We start from the raw sequence: 18117 nt of genomic DNA on the forward strand, positions 1-18117 counted from the left end.
CCCCTGAACCGCCCCGAGAGCCCCTGCGCGCCCCCCTGCGCCGATCTCCCTACGAGGTCCGACACCACGTCACTTGGCAGACCGCGCGGCCGAAACCGGCCGGTCCAGCGGACCGCGCATCGTGGCACACATCACAGCGAGCACCGTTCCACCCAAAAGGTAGGCGTACATGGCGATTCCGGACGAACTGAGGAGGAAGTCCCCCTCGGGGCGCGGGACGCTGAGCATCACGTACGCGAGGAACCAGCCGGCCGCGGCCCCGCCCACCCCGAGGCCGGTCCCGAGGGCGATCCGGCCCCCGAGGAACAGCCCGAAGAGGGCCAGCAGGCCGAGCAGCAGGCCGCCGGGGAACCACAGGTCCACCACCAGCCAGCCGGCCGCGCCGGTCAGTGCGCCCGCGACCACCAGGCCGAGGCAGCCGGCGATCCGGCCCGCCGTCAGGGAGGCGGTCACGCCTGCACCCCCGCGAAGAGGTCGTGCTCGCGCGTCCCCGCCGGGGCGCCGGGACGGCCCTCGACCAGTTCGTAGTACTCGCGGGTGAACAGCGGCTGCGCCAGGTCGTTGGAGAGGGCGAAGTAGGGCCCGTCCACGGCGATCTGGGTGGCGTGGGCCCGCATGGCGGCCGCCTTCGCCGCCACGAAGGGCTCCTCGGCCCCGATCTCGGCGGTGATCCGCTCGTCGGCGACGACCCCCGGCACGTCCTCGGGCGAGCCCAGACCCGGGAAGGGGTTCTCGGCTCCGGCGGCGCGCAGCCTGGCGAAGCCCTCCTCGACCACGGAGAGCGGGACGCGGTTCCAGTAGATCTTCCCGACCGCGTGCGGGTCGCCGAGGTCGCGCCGGTACGCGGTCTCCGCGGCCAGTTCGGCGGCGCGCATGGCGACCCGGTGGGCCTGGATGTGGTCCGGGTGCCCGTAGCCGCCGTCCGGGTCGTACGTGACGAGCACCTGGGGGCGCAGCTCCCGGATCACCTCCACCAGGTACGCCGCCGCCTCGTCGACGTCGGCCGACCAGAAGGCCCCCCGGCGGTGGTTCTGCGGGGCGCCCATCATCCCGGAGTCCCGGAAGCGGCCGGGGCCGCCGAGGAACCGGTGGTCGTGGACGCCCAGTTCGGCCATGGCGGCGGCGAGCTCGCCGACGCGGTGGGCGCCGAGGGTGTCGTCGCGGTCGGCCGCCAGGTGGGCGAGGGCGGGCGGGATGACCTCGCCCTCCTCGCCGAGGGTGCAGGTCACCAACGCGACGTGGGCGCCCTCGGCCGCGTACTTGGCCATGGTGACGCCGTTGTTGATCGACTCGTCGTCCGGGTGCGCGTGCACGAGGAGCAGACGACGGGCGGGAAGACCGTTCATGGGCCTAGCCTACGAGGCACGGCTCAGAACTTGAGGCCACTGATCATGCTCGCCACGTTCGAGGTGAGCTGGTTCAGGGTCGGGGCGATGGTGGAGCTCGCCAGGTAGAAGCCGAGCAGGACGCAGACGACCGCGTGTCCCGCCTTCAGGCCGGCCCTCCGGACCAGCAGGAAGACGATGATCGCCAGCAGCACCACGGCGGAGATCGAGAGTGCCACGGCGTTTCACCTCCACGTCGAGCGGACATCGGTACGCGCATTCGCGCTCGGCGAGAGTCATACCCACCGTGCGCTACGGATCATAACTATCCGTACCAGCGCATCGATCGAAATCCGGCAGCACGAGGGGCGCATGGCGCGCACGGGCGGGGTCACGGGGAGGTCGGCCGGGGCGGCTGTACGCCTCCCCGGCCGACTGTCGGCACCCGCACGGCCGCACGCCACACAGGCTGCATGCCCCAGATCTCGGGGCAGAAACGGTCAAGTTGCCCCCGTGTAAACCCCGTTGTGGGGCGGTGGCCACACCCGCATCCCACACCCCGCGGGTGGCCGGAAATGATCGGTCGGCGGGGAGCGTGTCCCACGGGGCGGAACGGGACTGGAGCGGCCGGGACTAGCCCTGCGGGCCCTCCGGCGGCATCTGCGGCACCACCTGTTTCTCCGCCGCGAAGTGACACGCCGAGGGATGGGCCGCCGGGCCCGGGGGGAAGACCTCCGGGACCGCGAGCAGCGGAACCTCGGCCGTGCAGCGGGGCTGGGCCTTCCAGCACCGCGTGCGGAACGGGCAGCCCGACGGAGGGTCGGCCGGGGACGGCACGTCGCCGGAGAGGATGATCCGCTCGCGGTGGGCGCGGGCCTCCGGGTCGGGCACGGGAACGGCCGAAAGCAGGGCCTGGGTGTACGGGTGGGTCGGGTGGTCGTAGATCTGGTGGTCGGTGCCGATCTCCACGATCCGGCCCAGGTACATGACCCCGACCCGGTCGGAGATGTGCCGCACGATCGACAGGTCGTGCGCGATGAAGACGTAGGACAGGCTGAAGTCCTTCTGGAGCCGGTCCAGGAGGTTGATCACCTGCGCCTGCACGGAGACGTCGAGCGCGGAGACCGGCTCGTCGGCCACGATGATCTCGGGCTGGAGCGCAAGGCCGCGGGCGATGCCGATGCGCTGGCGCTGGCCGCCGGAGAACTGGTGCGGGTAGCGGTTGATGTACTCCGGGTTCAGGCCGACCACGTCGAGGAGGTCCTGGACCTTCTGACGGCGCGAGCCCTTGGGGGCCACCTCCGGGTGGATCTCGTAGGGCTCGCCGATGATGTCGCCGACCGTCATCCGCGGGTTCAGCGAGGTGTACGGGTCCTGGAACACCATCTGGATGTTGCGGCGCACGGCCTTCAGGGCGCGGCCGGACAGTTTGGTGAGGTCCTCGCCCTTGTAGAGGATCGAACCCGCCGTCGGCCGCTCCAGGTTGACCAGCATCTTGGCCACGGTCGACTTCCCGCAGCCGGACTCGCCGACGATGCCCAGCGTCTCGCCGGCCCGCAGGTCGAAGGAGACCCCGTCGACGGCCTTGACCGCGCCGATCTGCTTGCGGAAGACGATGCCCTGGGTCAGCGGGTAGTGCTTGACCAGGCCCTTCACTTCCAGAAGGGACTCAGCCATGGAGGCACTCCTTCCAGAAGAAGCACGCGCTGGTCCGTTCCCCGGCCACCTGCGCGAGCGGCGGGACCTCGGCGCGGCAGACGGCCCGGGCCATCGGACAGCGCGGGTTGAAGGCGCAGCCGGGCGGGATGGCCAGCAGGTTCGGCGGCAGGCCCTTGATGGCGTACAGCTCCTGGCCCTTCTGGTCCAGGCGCGGGATGGAGTCCAGCAGTCCGCGCGTGTACGGGTGGGCGGGCGCCTTGTAGATCTCGTGGACGGGGGCCGCCTCGACGATCCGGCCCGCGTACATGACGGCGATCTTGTCGGCCACGTCCGCGACCACGCCCAGGTCGTGGGTGATCAGGATGAGGCCCATGTTGAACTCGCGCTGCAGCTCGGCCAGCAGGTCCATCACCTGGGCCTGGACGGTCACGTCCAGGGCCGTCGTCGGCTCGTCCGCGATGATCAGCGACGGCTCCAGGGCCAGCGCCATGGCGATCATGATGCGCTGGCGCATGCCGCCCGAGAACTGGTGCGGGAAGTCCCCCACCCGCTGCTTCGCCGCCGGGATCTTCACCCGGTCCATCAGCTCGACGGCCTTGGCCCTGGCGTCCTTGCGGGACATCCCGCGGTGGACCTCGTACATCTCGCCGAGCTGCTTGCCCACGCTCAGGACCGGGTTCAGGGAGGAGAGCGCGTCCTGGAAGATCATCGCCATGTCGGCGCCGCGGATCCTGCGCCGCTCCTCCTCCTTCATCTTGAGGAGGTCCTTGCCCTTGAAGAGGATCTCGCCGGCCGCGATCCGGCCCGGCGGCACGTCGAGGATCCCCATCACGGCCTGGGCGGTCACCGACTTGCCGGAGCCCGACTCGCCGAGCACGGCGAGCGTCTCGCCCTCGTCCACCGAGTAGTCGACACCGTTGACCGCCTTCGCGACTCCGTCGCGCGTCTTGAATTCCACGTGCAGGTCGCGGACCTCGAGCAGCATGTCCGGGGGCTCCTCAGCGCAGCTTGGGGTCGAGGGCGTCGCGCACCGCGTCGCCGAGCATGATGAAGGCGAGCACCGTGATGCTCAGCGCGCCCGCCGGCCAGAGCAGCATGTGCGGGGCGTTGCGGATCTGCGAGGCCGCGTTGGAGATGTCGATGCCCCAGGAGACGGTGGGCGGGCGCAGGCCGACGCCGAGGAAGGACAGGGTGGCCTCCAGGGCGATGTACGTGCCGAGCGCGATGGTGGCGACGACGATGACCGGGGCGACGGCGTTGGGCGCCACGTGCCGCAGCATCATCCGGCCGTTGCCGGCGCCCAGGGCCCGGGCGGCCTGGACGTAGTCGTTCTGTTTGGCGGTGATCACCGAGCCGCGGGCGATGCGGGCGATCTGCGGCCAGCCGAGGAGCACGATGAAGCCGACCACGGGCCACACGGTGGTGCTGGTGACGACGGACAGGAAGACCAGGCCGCCGAGGACCACCGGGATGCCGAAGAAGATGTCGGCGACCCGGGAGAGCAGCGCGTCGCCCCAGCCGCCGAAGAAGCCGGCGAGCCCGCCGAGCGCGGAGCCGAGCAGGGCTGCGCCGAGGGTGGCGCAGACCCCGACGGTGATGGAGGCGCGCGCCCCGTACACGGTGCGGGTGTAGACGTCGCAGCCCTGGGTGTCGTAGCCGAAGGGGTGGCCCGGGGAGGAGCCCTGCTGCGATTTGGACAGGTCGCACTGGAGCGGGTCGCCGCTCGCGATGAGCTGCGGCCAGATCGCGATGATCACGAGGAAGAGGATCATCAGCGAGGAGATGACGAAGACGGGGTTGCGGCGCAGTTGGTGCCAGGCGTCCGACCACAGGGAGCGGGCCTTCTCCCGGGGCCCGGGGCCGGTCGGCCCGGCGGTCTTCTCGATGCCCTCGACGCTCTCGGCTTCCTCCAGCGCGAGATCCATGGGTCCTCCCTGGCCGGTGGGGGAGATCGCCTCGTGCCGGCGGGGGCCGACGGGGTCGTATCCGCCTGGGCCCTCGGCGCGCTCGGGAGGCTCGGGCTCAGGCATAACGGATCCTCGGGTCCAGGACCGCGTAGAGCAGGTCGACGAGCAGGTTCGCCAGCAGGAAGACGATGACGAGGATGGTCACGAAGCCGACCACGGTCGGGGAGTTGTTGCGCAGGATGCCCTGGTAGAGCTGGTAGCCGACGCCGTGGATGTTGAAGATCCGCTCGGTGACGATGGCACCGCCCATCAGCGCGCCGATGTCGGTGCCGATGAAGGTGACGACGGGGATCAGCGAGTTGCGCAGCAGGTGGCGGGTGACGACCCGGCGGCGCGGCAGTCCTTTGGCGACGGCGGTGCGGACGTAGTCGGCCTTGACGTTCTCGGCGATGGAGGTGCGGGAGAGCCGGGTGACGTAGGCGAGGGAGACCAGCGCGAGGACGATGCCGGGCAGGATCAGCTCGTTGAGGGGGGCGTCCGGGGAGACGGTGGGCCGCACCCAGCCCCATTGGACGCCGAAGAGGTACTGGAGCAGGTAGCCCGTCACGAAGGTGGGCACCGAGATGACCACGAGGGTGGCCACGAGCACGGAGGTGTCGACGGTCTTGCCGCGGCGCAGGCCGCTGATCACGCCGAGGGTGATGCCGATGACGACCTCGAAGAAGATCGCGACCATGGTCAGGCGCAGGGTCACCGGGAAGGCGCTGGCCATCAGCTCGGTGACGGGCTGGCCGTTGAAGGCCGTGCCGAAGTCGCCCTGGAAGATCTGGCCCATGTAGTGCACGTACTGCTTCCACAGGGGCTGGTCGAGGTAGAGGTCCTTGCGGATGCGCGCGGCGGTGGCGGGGTCGGGCGCCTTGTCGCCGAAGAGGGCCGCGACCGGGTCGCCGAGCGCGTACACCATGAAGAAGATCAGGAACGTGCTGCCGATGAACACCGGGATCATCTGGAGCAGCCGCCGGATCACATAACGTCCCATGGACTGCTCCAGGATCGATCCGAAACGTGGGTCAGCTGACCTTGATCTGGTCGTACACGGGGACGCTGAACTGGTTGAGCGCCACGTCCGAGAGCCGCTCGGCGTAGCCCGCGCTGCCGTTCTGGTACCAGAGCGGGATGGCCGGCATCTGCTCGGCGAGGATCTTCTCGGAGTCCTGGAACTTCGCGATGGCCTTGGTCTGGTCGCTCTCCTGGTTGGCCTCGTCGACGAGCTTGTCGAAGTCCGGGTTGCTGAACTTCCCGTAGTTGGAGGAGGCGCCGGTGTAGTAGAGCGGCTGGAGGAAGTTCTGGATCAGCGGGTAGTCCGCCTGCCAGCCGGATCGGAAGGGGCCGGTCAGCTTGAAGGCGCTCTGCTGGTTGCGGAAGTCGGCGAAGGTGCCGATCGGGTTGACCGTGCACACCGGGCCCTCGCCCAAGGCGTTGTTGATGCTGTTGCAGACGGCGTCCATCCAGTCGCGGTGCGAGCCGGTGTCCACGTTGGAGGTCAGCGTGACCTTGCCGCCCGGGAGCCCGCCGCCCTCCTGGATGAGCTTCTTGGCCTCGGCCGGGTCGTAGACGCAGGCGTCGCCGCAGACCGTGGAGGAGAAGCCGCCCTTCTCGCCGAGCGCCGGCGAGGTCCAGTCCTTGGCGGGGGTGCGGGTCTCGCGGAAGATCTGCTTGGTGATCTCGTCGCGGTTGATCGCCCGGGAGATGCCCTGGCGGACCTTCTCCGTGCCCGGCTTGCTCCACTGCGGGTCGTACAGCGGGAAGGTGAGGGTCTGGATGATCAGGGCCGGCTGGTTGATGTACCGGTCGCCGAGGTCGTTCTTGACGTTCTTCAGCTGCTGCGCCGGGATGTCGTCGACGAGGTCGAGGTTGCCGGAGATCAGGTCGGTGTAGGCGGTGTTGTTGTCGGTGTAGACCTTCAGGTCCACTCCGCCGTTCTGCGCCTTGTCCGCACCGGGGTACGCGTCCCACTTGCGCAGCTTCATGCCGGTGCCCTTGGTGTACGAGTCCACCGTGTACGGGCCGTTGCCGACGGGCTTGTTCAGCCAGGCGGTGTGATCGGTGAAGAAGGCCTTGGGCAGCGGGGAGAACGCCTGGTAGCCGAGGGTCTCGGGCCAGGTGGAGAACTTGTTCTTGAGGGCGACGGTGAAGGTCTTGTCGTCCTTGACGACCAGGCCGGACATCGTCTTCGCCTTCGGTTCCCCGGAGGCCGGGTGCACGTCCTGGTAGCCGACGATGTCGGAGAAGAACGGCGAGTTGTTCTGCTTGTTGCGCACGTCCGCGCCGTAGTTCCAGGCGTCCACGAAGGACTGGGAGGTGACGGGCTCGTCGTTGCTGAACTTCCAGCCGTCCTTCAGCGTGATCGTGAAGTTCTGACTGTCCGTCGTCTCGATCTTCTCGGCGAGCATGTTGTTCGCCTCGCCCGTCTTGGGGTCGTAGCGCTTGAGACCCCGGAAGAGCATGTCGAGGACCTTGCCGCCCTGCACCTCGTTGGTGTTGGCGGGCTCCAGCGGGTTCTGCGGGTCACCCCAGGACGAGCTGACGACCCCGGCCTCGCCACCGCCCCCGCCGCTGTCGCTTCCGCCGCCGCAGGCCGTCGCCGCGAGGGCGACGGCCACAGCACATGCGGCCCACTTGGCGTGGGTGGCTCCGCGCATGGAGTGCCTCCTAGGGGTCCCAGACTCACTTAGGGGCCAATGTCACCCTATGTGGGATCCCGCACACTCCTGGTTGGACCGATTGCACCCGCGCGTCACGCGCCTGTCACCCCTGCGAGTGCAACGGCAGCTCCCAGGAGTCGACCGCGTAGTGCAGGCCCATGCCGTGCGCCTCGTAGAGCCCGAGTGCGCCCGTTTCGTTGTGGATGTCCACGCCGAGGCCCACGGTGTCCCGGCCGCGCGCGGCGTACACCGCGAAGCAGTGGCGCAGCAGGAAGCCGCCGAGGCCGCGGCCGCGCAGTTCCTTGCGTACGCCGATGTGGCCGACCCAGCCCATGCTGGTCCGGTCGTCCCGGCTGAGCAGGACGGCCGCGTCGCCGTGGTCGGGCAGGCTCGCGATCCAGACCAGGGACCAGTCGAGCCTGCGGCCGTCGATGTGGTCCAGCCAGGACTCGTACGGGCGGTCCACGTGGCCGAAGTGCGCCGCGAAGGTCTCCTCGATCAGGGCGTGGGCCCGCCGGCGGTCGGCCTCGTCGTCGGCGCAGTGGCGCAGGGTGAGGCCGGCCGGGACGGCCGGCGGGAGGTCGGCCGCCGGCGACAGGGAGCGGGTCATGACCTGGTAGCGGCGGATGGTGCGGTAGCCGCGCGCGGTGAGGAGGGAGAGGTCGAGGGTGGGTTCCACGTTGAGCTGGAGTCTCAGCACGCCGGACTCGCCGGCGAGCTCCCGGGCCCGGGCGGCCATGTGGTCCAGCAGCCGTTCGGCCGCCTCGCGGTGACCGGGCAGCACGTAGTGGTCCCCGTCGACGCGGCCCGGGCCGGAGTCCGCCCAGACGAGGGCGTAGGCCACGAGCCGGCCGTCCTCGAAGGCGAGCCAGGAGTCCGTGGCCAGGTCGACGTCGGGGGCGTTGAGGTCGGATTCGACGGTGCCCAGGTCGGTCTCCGGGCGGCCGATCTCGATCATGTCGACGGCGTTGAGGAGGGCGCAGATGTCGGATGCGTCCCCGGGCCCGGCGGGCCGTACGGTGAGGGTCATTGCCTCATGCTCCGGCCCGCGCGCCGGGGGCCGCAACAGGGTTTCCCCCACGCGGTTTCCGTACCGGGTCCGTACCGGCGTTCCGCACCGGGGTTCCGCACCGCACGCGGAAACGGCCGGTCCCCGGTGCTCGAAGCACCGGGGACCGGCCGTGGCCGTACGGGTCCGTCGGAGGTCAGACGGCCAGGATGGCCTTCTCCTCCGCGAAGTGGCACGCCGACTCGTGCGCGGCGGGGCCGGTCTGGCCCTTGAAGCGCTCCGGGATCGCCAGCAGCGGCTCCTCCGTGGAGCACTTCTCCTCGGCCTTCCAGCAGCGGGTGCGGAAGCGGCAGCCCGACGGCGGGTTGGCCGGCGACGGGACGTCACCGGTGAGGATGATGCGCTCGCGTCCCTCGCGGGCCTCCGGGTCGGGGACCGGGACGGCGGAGAGCAGCGCCTGGGTGTACGGGTGCGTCGGGTGCTCGTAGATCTGGGCGTCGGAGCCGATCTCGGCCATCTTGCCCAGGTACATGACGCCGACGCGGTCCGAGATGTGCCGGACGATCGACAGGTCGTGCGCGATGAAGAGGTAGGAGAGGTTGAACTCGTCCTGGAGCTTCTCCATCAGGTTGATGACCTGCGCCTGCACCGACACGTCGAGCGCGGAGACCGGCTCGTCGCAGATGATGATCTCGGGCTGCAGGGCCAGGCCGCGGGCGATGCCGATGCGCTGGCGCTGACCGCCGGAGAACTGGTGCGGGTACCGGTTGATGTACTCCGGGTTCAGGCCCACGACGTCCAGGAGCTCCTGGACCTTGCGGCGCCGGTCGCCCTTGGGAGCCACCTCGGGGTGGATCTCGAAGGGCTCCCCGATGATGTCGCCGACCGTCATGCGCGGGTTCAGCGAGGTGTACGGGTCCTGGAACACCATCTGGATGTTGCGGCGGACGGCCTTGAGGGCCTTGCCGGACAGCCGGCTGATGTCCTCGCCCTTGTAGAGCACCTGGCCGGAGGTGGCCCGCTCCAGGTTCATCAGGAGCTTGGCGACCGTGGACTTGCCACAGCCGGACTCACCGACGATGCCGAGGGTCTCGCCCTTGTAGAGGTCGAAGGAGATCCCGTCGACCGCCTTGACCGCACCGACCTGCTTCTTGAACAGGATGCCCTGGGTCAGCGGGAAGTGCTTGACCAGGTTGCGGACCTGGAGGATCGGCTCGCGCTCGGTGGCGTTCTTGGTGAGCTCAGCCATGGATCTGCTCCTTCCAGAAGTGGCACGCGCTGCCGCGGCCGGGCAGTTCGGTGCCGTCCTGCTCGGTGACGGGGTGCAGTACGGGGATCTCCGTACGGCAGATGTCCTGCGCCTTGGGACAGCGGGGGCTGAAGGCGCAGCCCGCGGGGATGCGGAGCAGGTTGGGCGGCAGACCCTTGATCGCGTAGAGCTCCTGGCCCTTCTGGTCCAGGCGCGGGATCGAGTCGAGCAGGCCGCGGGTGTACGGGTGGGACGGGCGCTTGTAGATCTCGTGGACCGGAGCGGTCTCGACGATCCGGCCCGCGTACATGACCGCGATCTTGTCCGCGACGTCGGCGACGACGCCGAGGTCGTGGGTGATCAGGATCAGGCCCATGTTCATCTCGCGCTGGAGCTCCGCGAGCAGGTCCATGACCTGCGCCTGGACCGTCACGTCGAGAGCCGTGGTGGGCTCGTCGGCGATGATCAGGTCCGGCTCCAGGGCCAGCGCCATGGCGATCATGATGCGCTGGCGCATACCGCCGGAGAACTGGTGCGGGTAGTCGCCCACGCGCGCCTTGGCGGCGGGGATCTTCACCCGGTCCATGAGCTCGACGGCCTTGACCTTCGAGTCCTTCTTGGACATGCCGCGGTGGACCCGGAACATCTCGCCGAGCTGGTCGCCCACCGAGTAGACCGGGTTCAGGGAGGACAGCGCGTCCTGGAAGATCATCGCCATCTTGTTGCCGCGGAGCTTGCGGCGCTCCTCGTCGGACATCTTGAGGATGTCCTTGCCGTGGAAGCGCACCTCGCCGCCGGCGACGCGTCCGGGCGGGCTGTCGAGAATGCCCATGATCGCCTGTGCGGTGACGGACTTGCCGGAGCCGGACTCGCCGAGCACGGCGAGGGTCTCGCCGGCGTTGACGCTGTAGCTCACGCCGTTGACGGCCTTGGCGACCCCGTCACGGGTCTTGAACTCGACCTGGAGGTTGTCCACCTCCAGCAGCGGCACGGCGGACCCGCCGCCCGTCTCCGCAACGCTGAGAATCTCCGACGTCGTCACGCCGCCACCTTCGTCCTGCTTGCTGATGTTGTCTCGGGGCATCGCGCGGCCCTACCGGAGCTTCGGGTCGAGCGCGTCACGCAGGCCGTCGCCGACGAAGGCGAAGCCGAGCACGGTGACGACGACGAACAGGCTGGGGAAGTACCACAGGTAGTCATTGACGCCGATGAAGCCCTGTCCGGCCGCCAGCATGTTGCCCCACTCGGGGACGTCGACGGGGACACCGGCTCCGAGGAAGGAGAGCGCTGCCACACCGACGATCGTGGTGCCGACGTTGAAGGTCGCGTAGACCAGAACGGCGGTCAGCGAGTTCGGAAGGATGTGCGTGCGGACGACCCGCCAGCCACCGGCGCCGAGCGCCTTGGCCGCGTGGACGTAGTCCATCTCGCGCACCGACAGGATCGAGCTGCGCAGGAGCCTGGACACGGTGGCCCAGGAGAAGATGGCCAGCGAGATGATCACCGGGGTGATGCCGCGCCCGGTGACCAGGATGATGACGACGGCACCGATCATCAGCGGGAACGCGAGGAACACGTCCGCGACGCGCATGACCAGGGTGTCGGCGAAGCCGGCGAAGTAGCCGGCGATGGCGCCGAGGGCGACACCGATCAGCACCGCGAAGAAGATCGAGGCGAGGCCGACGAACATGGCGACGCGGGTGCCGGCGATGAGGCGCGAGAACATGTCGCGGCCCAGGGCGTCGGTACCCATCCAGTGCGTGCCGTTGGGCGACGCGAGGGTGTTCTCCAGGTCCTGGGCGGCCGGGTCGTACGGGGCGAGCATGTCGCCGAAGATCGCCGTCAGGAACAGCAGGGAGATGATCACGAGACCGACGACGGCCAGCTTGTTCTGGACGTAGCGGTGACGGATCTCGCCCCACTGGCTCAGTTGCTTGGGTGCGGGTTCGGCCGTGGCCGAAGCGGACGACACGGGGTTCTCGTCCCCGATCGCCGGGCTCGTTGCGAGCTCAGACATGAGGAAATCCTCCTTGGGGGCGGTCAGCTGAGGCGGATACGCGGGTCGAGGGCCGCGTACAGCAGGTCCACGATGAGGCTGAGGACGACGAAGATCGCGACGCTGTAGGTCACGACACCGATGACGATCGGGTTGTTCTGCTGCTGAATCGCCTGAACCAGTGCCAGACCGACACCGTCCCAGTTGAAGATCGCCTCAGTGATGAGCGCACCACCGAGGAGTCCGCCGAACGAGATACCCAGGTAGGTGACCACGGGAATGGACGAGTTGCGCAGCACGTGCTTGAACAGCACGCGACGTCGCGGAAGTCCCTTGGCCACGGCCGTCTTCACGTAGTCCGCGCGCAGCACCTCGAGCATCGTGCCGCGGGTGAGGCGGGCGACGAACGCGATGTCGGTGATGGCGAGGGTGATCGCGGGAAGGACCATGCCTTCGAGCTTGTCTCCGCCGAGCTGCGGGAACCACTGCAGCTCCACGGCGAAGTACTTCATGAGCAGCATGCCGATCACGAAGGTGGGGAACCCGACGGCCATCGTTGTAAAAAATGTCGTGGCCATGTCGAGAATGCTGTATCTGTAGAGCGCGGCGATGATGCCCACGCCCATACCGAACACCGTGACGAGGCAGATGGCCAGGATGGCCAGCTTCGCCGTGTTCTGAAGCTTGGGGGCGAGGATCTCGGAAACCTCGCGGCGCTGCACGAAGTCCTCACCGAGGTCCCCGGTGGCAACCTTCGCGACGTAGTTCACGTACTGCTCGGGCAGCGACTTGTCGAGCCCGTAACGCGCCTTCAGTTCCGCGACCACTGCGGGGTCACGTGCCTTGTCGCTGCCCGCGATCGAACCCACGGGATCGCCGGGGAGAACGAACAGACACGCGAACAGAACCATGGTCGCGCCTATGAGGACTATGACCATCTGCCCGAGGCGACGGGCGACGTACCTTCCCATGTTTTGCCTCTCTACCTGGCCGCTTCTGGGAGCAGCGGCCTCCGGCCCAAGGAACGGGCCGGCTCTCGGCCTGCGGGGGTTGCCCGCGGATGTGAGGGGTGCCGAAGTGAAAACGGCCTGCCGAGCGGGGCCGCGGCCCACCGGTCACCGGCGGGCCGCGGCACTGTCGCTCCTGACGGATATACCGTCCGAACCGATTACTTCTTGAGCGAGATCTTCTCGAGGATCGGGTCCTCGCTGAAGTTGATGTCGTCCAGACCGTTGAACTTGTCCGTCGCCATCAGGCGGAACTGGGAACGGTTGAAGGTCGGGATGAGCGCCATGTCGTCCATGGCCATCTTCTCGGCCTGCTTGTAGAGAGCGATGCGCGCGGCCTCGTCCTTGGTGGCGCGGGCCGTTTCGATCAGCTTGTCGAACTCCGGGTTGTTGTAACGGACGCGGTTGTCACCGGTCACGTTGCCCTCGGCGTCCTTCGCCATCGAGGACGAGTGCAGGAGCGGGAAGAGGAAGTTCTCCGGGGTCGGGTAGTCCGCGCCCCACGCGAAGCGGTAGACGCCGGTGGCCTGGCCACTCTGCTGCTCCTTGAGCATGCCCGGGAAGTCCTTGCCGTCCAGCTTGACCTTGACGCCGAGGACGTCCTCGATCTGCTTCGCGAAGGCCTGGACCCACTCTTCGTGGCCCGCACCGGTGTTGAAGCTGAACTTGATCTCGCTACCGGGCTTCAGGCCCGCCTTCTCGGCGTGCTCCTTGGCCTTGGCGGGGTCCGGCTTGACGCAGGAGACGCACAGGTCCTTCTGGTACGCCTTCGGGAACGACGGCGGCACGATGGTGGTCGACGGGGTCTGGAAGCCCTGGAAGACACCCTTGGCGACGGCCTGGCGGTCGATCGCGTAGGAGATCGCCAGACGGGCGTCCTTGGAGGCGGTCGGCCCGTTGTCACCGATCGGCAGAATGTAGTTCATGCCGCTCGTGTCCTTGGCGAACCACTTGTTCTGCGCCTTGTACTTGGCCTCGGCGACCTTGAGCATCGGCACCGGGATGTGCGCGTAGTCGAAGGTGCCGGCCTGGAAGCCGTCGTACTCGAGCTGGTGCGCGGTCTTGTCGTTGAGCAGCGTGATCTGGACCTTGTCCAGCGAGGCCTTGGTCAGGCCGTAACCGTCGTTGCGGACCAGGTTGATCGCCTTGTTGTGCTCCCAGACGCCGTCCATCTTGAACGGACCGTTGCCGATGGGGGCCTCGCCGAACGCCTTGTCCTCTTCGCCGACCTTGGCCGACTTCGGGACCGGGCTGTAAACGGCGTGCGCCGTCTTCAGGACGAACTCGCAGTCACCCTTGGACAGGTCCACCTTGAGGGTGGTCGGGTCCGGGGTGGTGACACCGCTGAAGGTCTTGGCGGAGCCGTCCTGCAGCTGCTCGTAACCCTTGATGCCGGCGAAGTGGTACGCCACGTCGGACGCGGCGGCCTTGTGCGCGGCACGGGCCCAACCACGGGCGAACGCCTCGGCGTCCACGACCTCGCCGTTGGAGAACTTGGTGTCGGGCTTGACCTTGAAGGTCCAGGAGGTGCAAGCCTCGTCCGAGCTCGCCGACTCGGCGAGCGCCGGCTCGGCCAGGCCGTCCGGCGTGTTCGCGTACAGGCCGGTGAACAGGGCGTCGGAGACCAGGGTGCCCGTGGACTCGTGGGCACGCCCCGGGTCGATGGTGTCCGGCTCGGTGCTGCCCATCCGGAACGTGCCGCCACCGGCAGCACTTCCCTTGTCCTTCGTGTCTCCGCCACCGCAGGCGGTAGCGGCCAGGGCGACGACAACCGCGCCCACGACCCACTTGGCGCTCTTGGCACCGCGCATGGGTTTCCTCCTCATGAGTCCACTGATCGACTTGAGGGGCAAAAAAACCTCGCCGACACCCCTGACGGCGAGCGATTTCCTGCCCATAGTGTGCTCGTGAGTCGGCGCGCTCCCCACAGCGCGTGACCCATTGACCCGAGCTCAATGGAGCCATCCTCAGGGACTGCCAGGCCGTAAACCACACTTAGGTGGTCTCGTTTTCACAACATCGATCCGCGGCAGAAACCCGAAATCCGGACAAACGGATAGGAGACAGACACGTGCGAAACGGACGGTTAGCTCATCTTCCGGAGTGTCACGGTCGGTATGCGGACACCAGAACGCAATAATCCGCTTGACAAAAGCGAACAGCCCCTCCCTTCACGGACTCCGTGAAGGGAGGGGCTGCTGCATATCCGGGGTACTGCGGCCGACCGCCGACGACGGGGCCGGCCGCCCGAGCAAACCCGGACGGACGGCGCAACAGCCCTGCTGCGTACGGCCTTTACTGCTACTTGCCGGACTTGGCGCGCGACGCGGTGCGCGAGCGGTCCTTCTGGTCCAGCACGACCTTGCGGATGCGGACGGCCTCCGGGGTCACCTCGACGCACTCGTCGTCGCGGCAGAACTCCAGGGACTGCTCCAGGGAGAGCTTGCGGGGCGGAATCACGTTCTCCGTGTTGTCCGCCGAAGCCGCACGCATGTTGGTGAGCTTCTTCTCCTTGGTGATGTTCACGTCCATGTCGTCGGAGCGCGAGTTCTCGCCGACGATCATGCCCTCGTACACCTCGGTGCCGGGGTCGGTGAACAGGACGCCGCGCTCCTGCAGGTTGATCATCGCGAACGGCGTGACCGAGCCGGCGCGGTCGGCGACCAGTGAACCGTTGTTACGGGTCACCAGCGGGCCGAACCACGGCTCGTGGCCCTCGTGGATCGAGTGGGCGATGCCGGTGCCGCGCGTACCGGTCAGGAACTCGGTACGGAAGCCGATGAGGCCGCGCGACGGGACGACGAACTCCATGCGGACCCAGCCGGAGCCGTGGTTCGACATGTTGTCCATGCGGCCCTTGCGGACGCCCATGAGCTGCGTGACCGCGCCCATGTGCTCCTCGGGGACGTCGATCGTCATGCGCTCGACCGGCTCGTGGACCTTGCCGTCGATCTCCTGCGTGACGACCTGCGGCTTGCCGATGGTCAGCTCGAAGCCCTCGCGGCGCATCTGCTCGACCAGGATGGCGAGCGCGAGCTCACCGCGGCCCTGGACCTCCCAGGCGTCCGGGCGCTCGGTGTCGAGGACGCGGAGCGAGACGTTGCCGACCAGCTCGCGGTCCAGACGGTCCTTGACCTGGCGGGCGGTGACCTTGCGGTCCTTGACCGCGGACTTGGCGTCCGCGCCCTTGCCGCTGCCGCCGCGGCCGACCATCGGGGAGGTGTTCGTACCGATGGTCATGGAGATCGCCGGCTCGTCGACCGAGATCAGCGGGAGCGCGATCGGGTTCTCCGGGTCGGCCAGGGTCTCGCCGATCATGATGTCGGGGATACCGGCGACCGCGCAGATGTCACCCGGGCCCGCCACCTCGGCCGGCTTGCGGGTGAGCGCCTCGGTCATCATCAGCTCGGTGATGCGGACGTTGGACATCGAGCCGTCACGCTTGATCCACGCGACGGTCTGGCCCTTGCGCAGCTCGCCCTGCTCGACGCGGAGCAGCGCGATGCGGCCGAGGAAGTTGTCGGCGTCCAGGTTGGTGACGTGCGCCTGGAGGGGGGCCTCCTCGTCGTACACGGGGGCCGGGACGTGCTCCAGGATGGTGGAGAAGAACGGCTCCAGGCTGTCGCTGTCCGCGGGGACGGTGCCGTCCTCGGGCTTGGTCAGCGAGGCGACGCCGTCACGGCCGCAGGCGTAGACGATCGGGAACTCGATCTGGTCCTCGTCCGCGTCCAGGTCGAGGAAGAGGTCGTACGTCTCGTTGACGACCTCGTCGATCCGGGAGTCCGGACGGTCGGTCTTGTTGATGCAGAGGATGACCGGCATCTTCGCCTGCAGGGCCTTGCGCAGGACGAAGCGGGTCTGGGGCAGCGGACCCTCGGAGGCGTCCACCAGCAGAACGACGGCGTCCACCATCGACAGACCGCGCTCGACCTCACCACCGAAGTCGGCGTGGCCGGGGGTGTCGATGATGTTGATCGTGATCGGGGCCCCGCCGTCCTTGGGGTGATACTTCACCGCCGTGTTCTTGGCGAGGATCGTGATGCCCTTCTCACGCTCCAGGTCGTTCGAGTCCATCATGCGGTCGTCGAGGTGCTGGTGGGCGGCGAAGGCACCGGCCTGCTTGAGCATGGCATCGACGATGGTCGTCTTGCCATGGTCGACGTGGGCGACGATGGCGACGTTACGGATGTCGTGGCGCGTGGGCACTTCGGCGCTTCTCCCGGGATCGTGGATGGCGTCGCGTACGGCCTGGCACGCGCGCCTCGGCCGGGCGAAAACCTGCCACGGCCTTACCCCATGGTACGTCGCGTGGCGGGAACCGCCTGCCGGGGGGTCTGTCAAGGGGCCGGACGAATGAGCGCTGCCGAGTGCTGAGTGGGGTGCCCCGGCCGCCCATCCAGCCGGTAATCATGCGGGTCAACGGCCGGGTCAATGGGTATGGCACGACCTTGCCCGCCGGAGATCCGGCGGGCAAGGGACTTGAGTCACATCTGAGCTTGCCACCCCCGGGTCAACCTGACAGGCACCCCTTTGTCATCACTTCTTCGCCCACGCTACTTCTTCGTGTCCTTGGCCGTCGGCGGCTTCTTCCAGCCGATGTCCTGGTAGCGGGGGGTGCCGAGGCCGAAGGCGCCGGCGTTGGCCAGGCCCGGCTTGACGGCCACCAGCTCCGGGCGCTGGTAGAGGGGGATGGAGCCGGCGGCGGCCCAGATCCGGGCGTCCGCCTTGCGGAGCAGCTCGCGGGACTGTTCCTCGTCCAGCTCGCCGACCGCCTGGTCGAAGAGCTGGTCGATGTGGTCGGTGCCGACCCGTGTGTAGTTCTGTTCGACGAGGAGCGAGCCGTCCGCGGCCGGCTCCGGCTTGGCGAAGATGGGCCGGGCGTCGGTCGCCGGGTAGGCGGTCGCGGGCCAGGAGTAGAGGGCCAGGTCGTACTGGCCCGAGGCGATGTGGTCCTTGAAGAAGCTGTCGTCGGTCACCTTGGTCGTCTCGGTGTTCACGCCGAGCTTCCGCAGCATCTGGGCGATCCGCTCGCCGACCGTGCGCAGGGACTCCGAGCCGGGGCCGGCCGGGAGGACGAAGCGCAGGGTGAGCACCTTGCCGTCCTTGGCGAGCATGGCGCCGGAGGTGCGGGTGGCCTGCTTGGCCGGGGCCGGGGAGCTGGCGGGGTCCGCCGCGTCGCCGTCGCGGGCCGCGCTGCGCTTCCCGTCGTCGACGGGCACCACCCGGGCGGCCTGGGCGAGGAGGGAGGCCTCCTGCTGGG

16 protein-coding genes are annotated in these 18117 nt (G+C 68.5%); all 16 read right to left on the reverse strand.

Annotated features, from left to right (window positions below; genetic code table 11):
- Positions 1 to 69: 69 nt before the first annotated feature.
- Positions 70 to 453 carry a DUF6113 family protein gene (locus tag PV721_RS30025; RefSeq protein ID WP_319729678.1) on the reverse strand — a complete coding sequence of 128 codons (384 nt, stop codon included), beginning with the start codon at positions 451 to 453 and terminating at the stop codon, positions 70 to 72.
- Complete coding sequence (gene mshB / locus PV721_RS30030) at positions 450 to 1346, reverse strand: N-acetyl-1-D-myo-inositol-2-amino-2-deoxy-alpha-D-glucopyranoside deacetylase (protein WP_319729680.1); 897 nt, start codon at positions 1344 to 1346, stop codon at positions 450 to 452. Before mshB ends, PV721_RS30025 begins: the two co-directional genes overlap by 4 nt.
- 23 nt (positions 1347 to 1369) lie before the next feature.
- The gene (locus tag PV721_RS30035; protein ID WP_030713736.1) at positions 1370 to 1564 is read right to left on the reverse strand and encodes a hypothetical protein; all 195 of its coding nucleotides are present in this window, start codon (positions 1562 to 1564) and stop codon (positions 1370 to 1372) included.
- A gap of 394 nt (positions 1565 to 1958) precedes the next feature.
- Complete coding sequence (locus PV721_RS30040) at positions 1959 to 3002, reverse strand: dipeptide ABC transporter ATP-binding protein (protein ID WP_319729683.1); 1044 nt, start codon at positions 3000 to 3002, stop codon at positions 1959 to 1961.
- Positions 2995 to 3969 (reverse strand): ABC transporter ATP-binding protein, encoded by a 975-nt coding sequence (locus PV721_RS30045; protein WP_319729686.1) that lies wholly within the window; start codon positions 3967 to 3969, stop codon positions 2995 to 2997. The genes PV721_RS30040 and PV721_RS30045 overlap by 8 nt, the downstream gene beginning before the upstream one ends.
- Before the next feature lie 13 nt (positions 3970 to 3982).
- The gene (locus PV721_RS30050; protein ID WP_416371213.1) at positions 3983 to 5014 is read right to left on the reverse strand and encodes an ABC transporter permease; all 1032 of its coding nucleotides are present in this window, start codon (positions 5012 to 5014) and stop codon (positions 3983 to 3985) included.
- The gene (locus PV721_RS30055; RefSeq protein ID WP_319729688.1) at positions 5007 to 5930 is read right to left on the reverse strand and encodes an ABC transporter permease; all 924 of its coding nucleotides are present in this window, start codon (positions 5928 to 5930) and stop codon (positions 5007 to 5009) included. Before PV721_RS30055 ends, PV721_RS30050 begins: the two co-directional genes overlap by 8 nt.
- Before the next feature lie 31 nt (positions 5931 to 5961).
- A complete protein-coding gene (locus PV721_RS30060; RefSeq protein ID WP_319729690.1) occupies positions 5962 to 7593 on the reverse strand; it encodes an ABC transporter substrate-binding protein in 1632 nt (543 codons plus the stop codon).
- Positions 7594 to 7699: 106 nt separating this feature from the next.
- A complete protein-coding gene (locus tag PV721_RS30065; protein ID WP_319729692.1) occupies positions 7700 to 8626 on the reverse strand; it encodes a GNAT family N-acetyltransferase in 927 nt (308 codons plus the stop codon).
- A gap of 175 nt (positions 8627 to 8801) precedes the next feature.
- Positions 8802 to 9854, reverse strand: a complete 1053-nt coding sequence (locus PV721_RS30070) for a dipeptide ABC transporter ATP-binding protein (protein ID WP_319729694.1) — start codon at positions 9852 to 9854, stop codon at positions 8802 to 8804.
- Complete coding sequence (locus PV721_RS30075; protein WP_319729696.1) at positions 9847 to 10938, reverse strand: ABC transporter ATP-binding protein; 1092 nt, start codon at positions 10936 to 10938, stop codon at positions 9847 to 9849. Before PV721_RS30075 ends, PV721_RS30070 begins: the two co-directional genes overlap by 8 nt.
- Positions 10939 to 10947: 9 nt before the next feature.
- Positions 10948 to 11871, reverse strand: coding sequence for an ABC transporter permease (locus PV721_RS30080; protein ID WP_319729698.1), 924 nt, complete (start codon positions 11869 to 11871; stop codon positions 10948 to 10950).
- A 23-nt stretch (positions 11872 to 11894) separates the two neighbouring features.
- On the reverse strand, positions 11895 to 12761 hold the full coding sequence (locus PV721_RS30085) for an ABC transporter permease (RefSeq protein ID WP_416371214.1): 867 nt from the start codon (positions 12759 to 12761) through the stop codon (positions 11895 to 11897).
- Positions 12762 to 13018: 257 nt separating this feature from the next.
- On the reverse strand, positions 13019 to 14668 hold the full coding sequence (locus PV721_RS30090) for an ABC transporter substrate-binding protein (protein WP_319729702.1): 1650 nt from the start codon (positions 14666 to 14668) through the stop codon (positions 13019 to 13021).
- 490 nt (positions 14669 to 15158) lie between these two features.
- Positions 15159 to 17063, reverse strand: coding sequence for a translational GTPase TypA (gene typA / locus PV721_RS30095; RefSeq protein ID WP_319729704.1), 1905 nt, complete (start codon positions 17061 to 17063; stop codon positions 15159 to 15161).
- Between the two features lie 347 nt (positions 17064 to 17410).
- On the reverse strand, positions 17411 to 18117 hold a 707-nt coding region (locus PV721_RS30100; RefSeq protein ID WP_323806086.1), incomplete at its 5' end, for an ABC transporter substrate-binding protein.

Source organism: Streptomyces sp. MB09-01 (genome assembly GCF_033794505.1).
GTDB lineage: Bacteria > Actinomycetota > Actinomycetes > Streptomycetales > Streptomycetaceae > Streptomyces.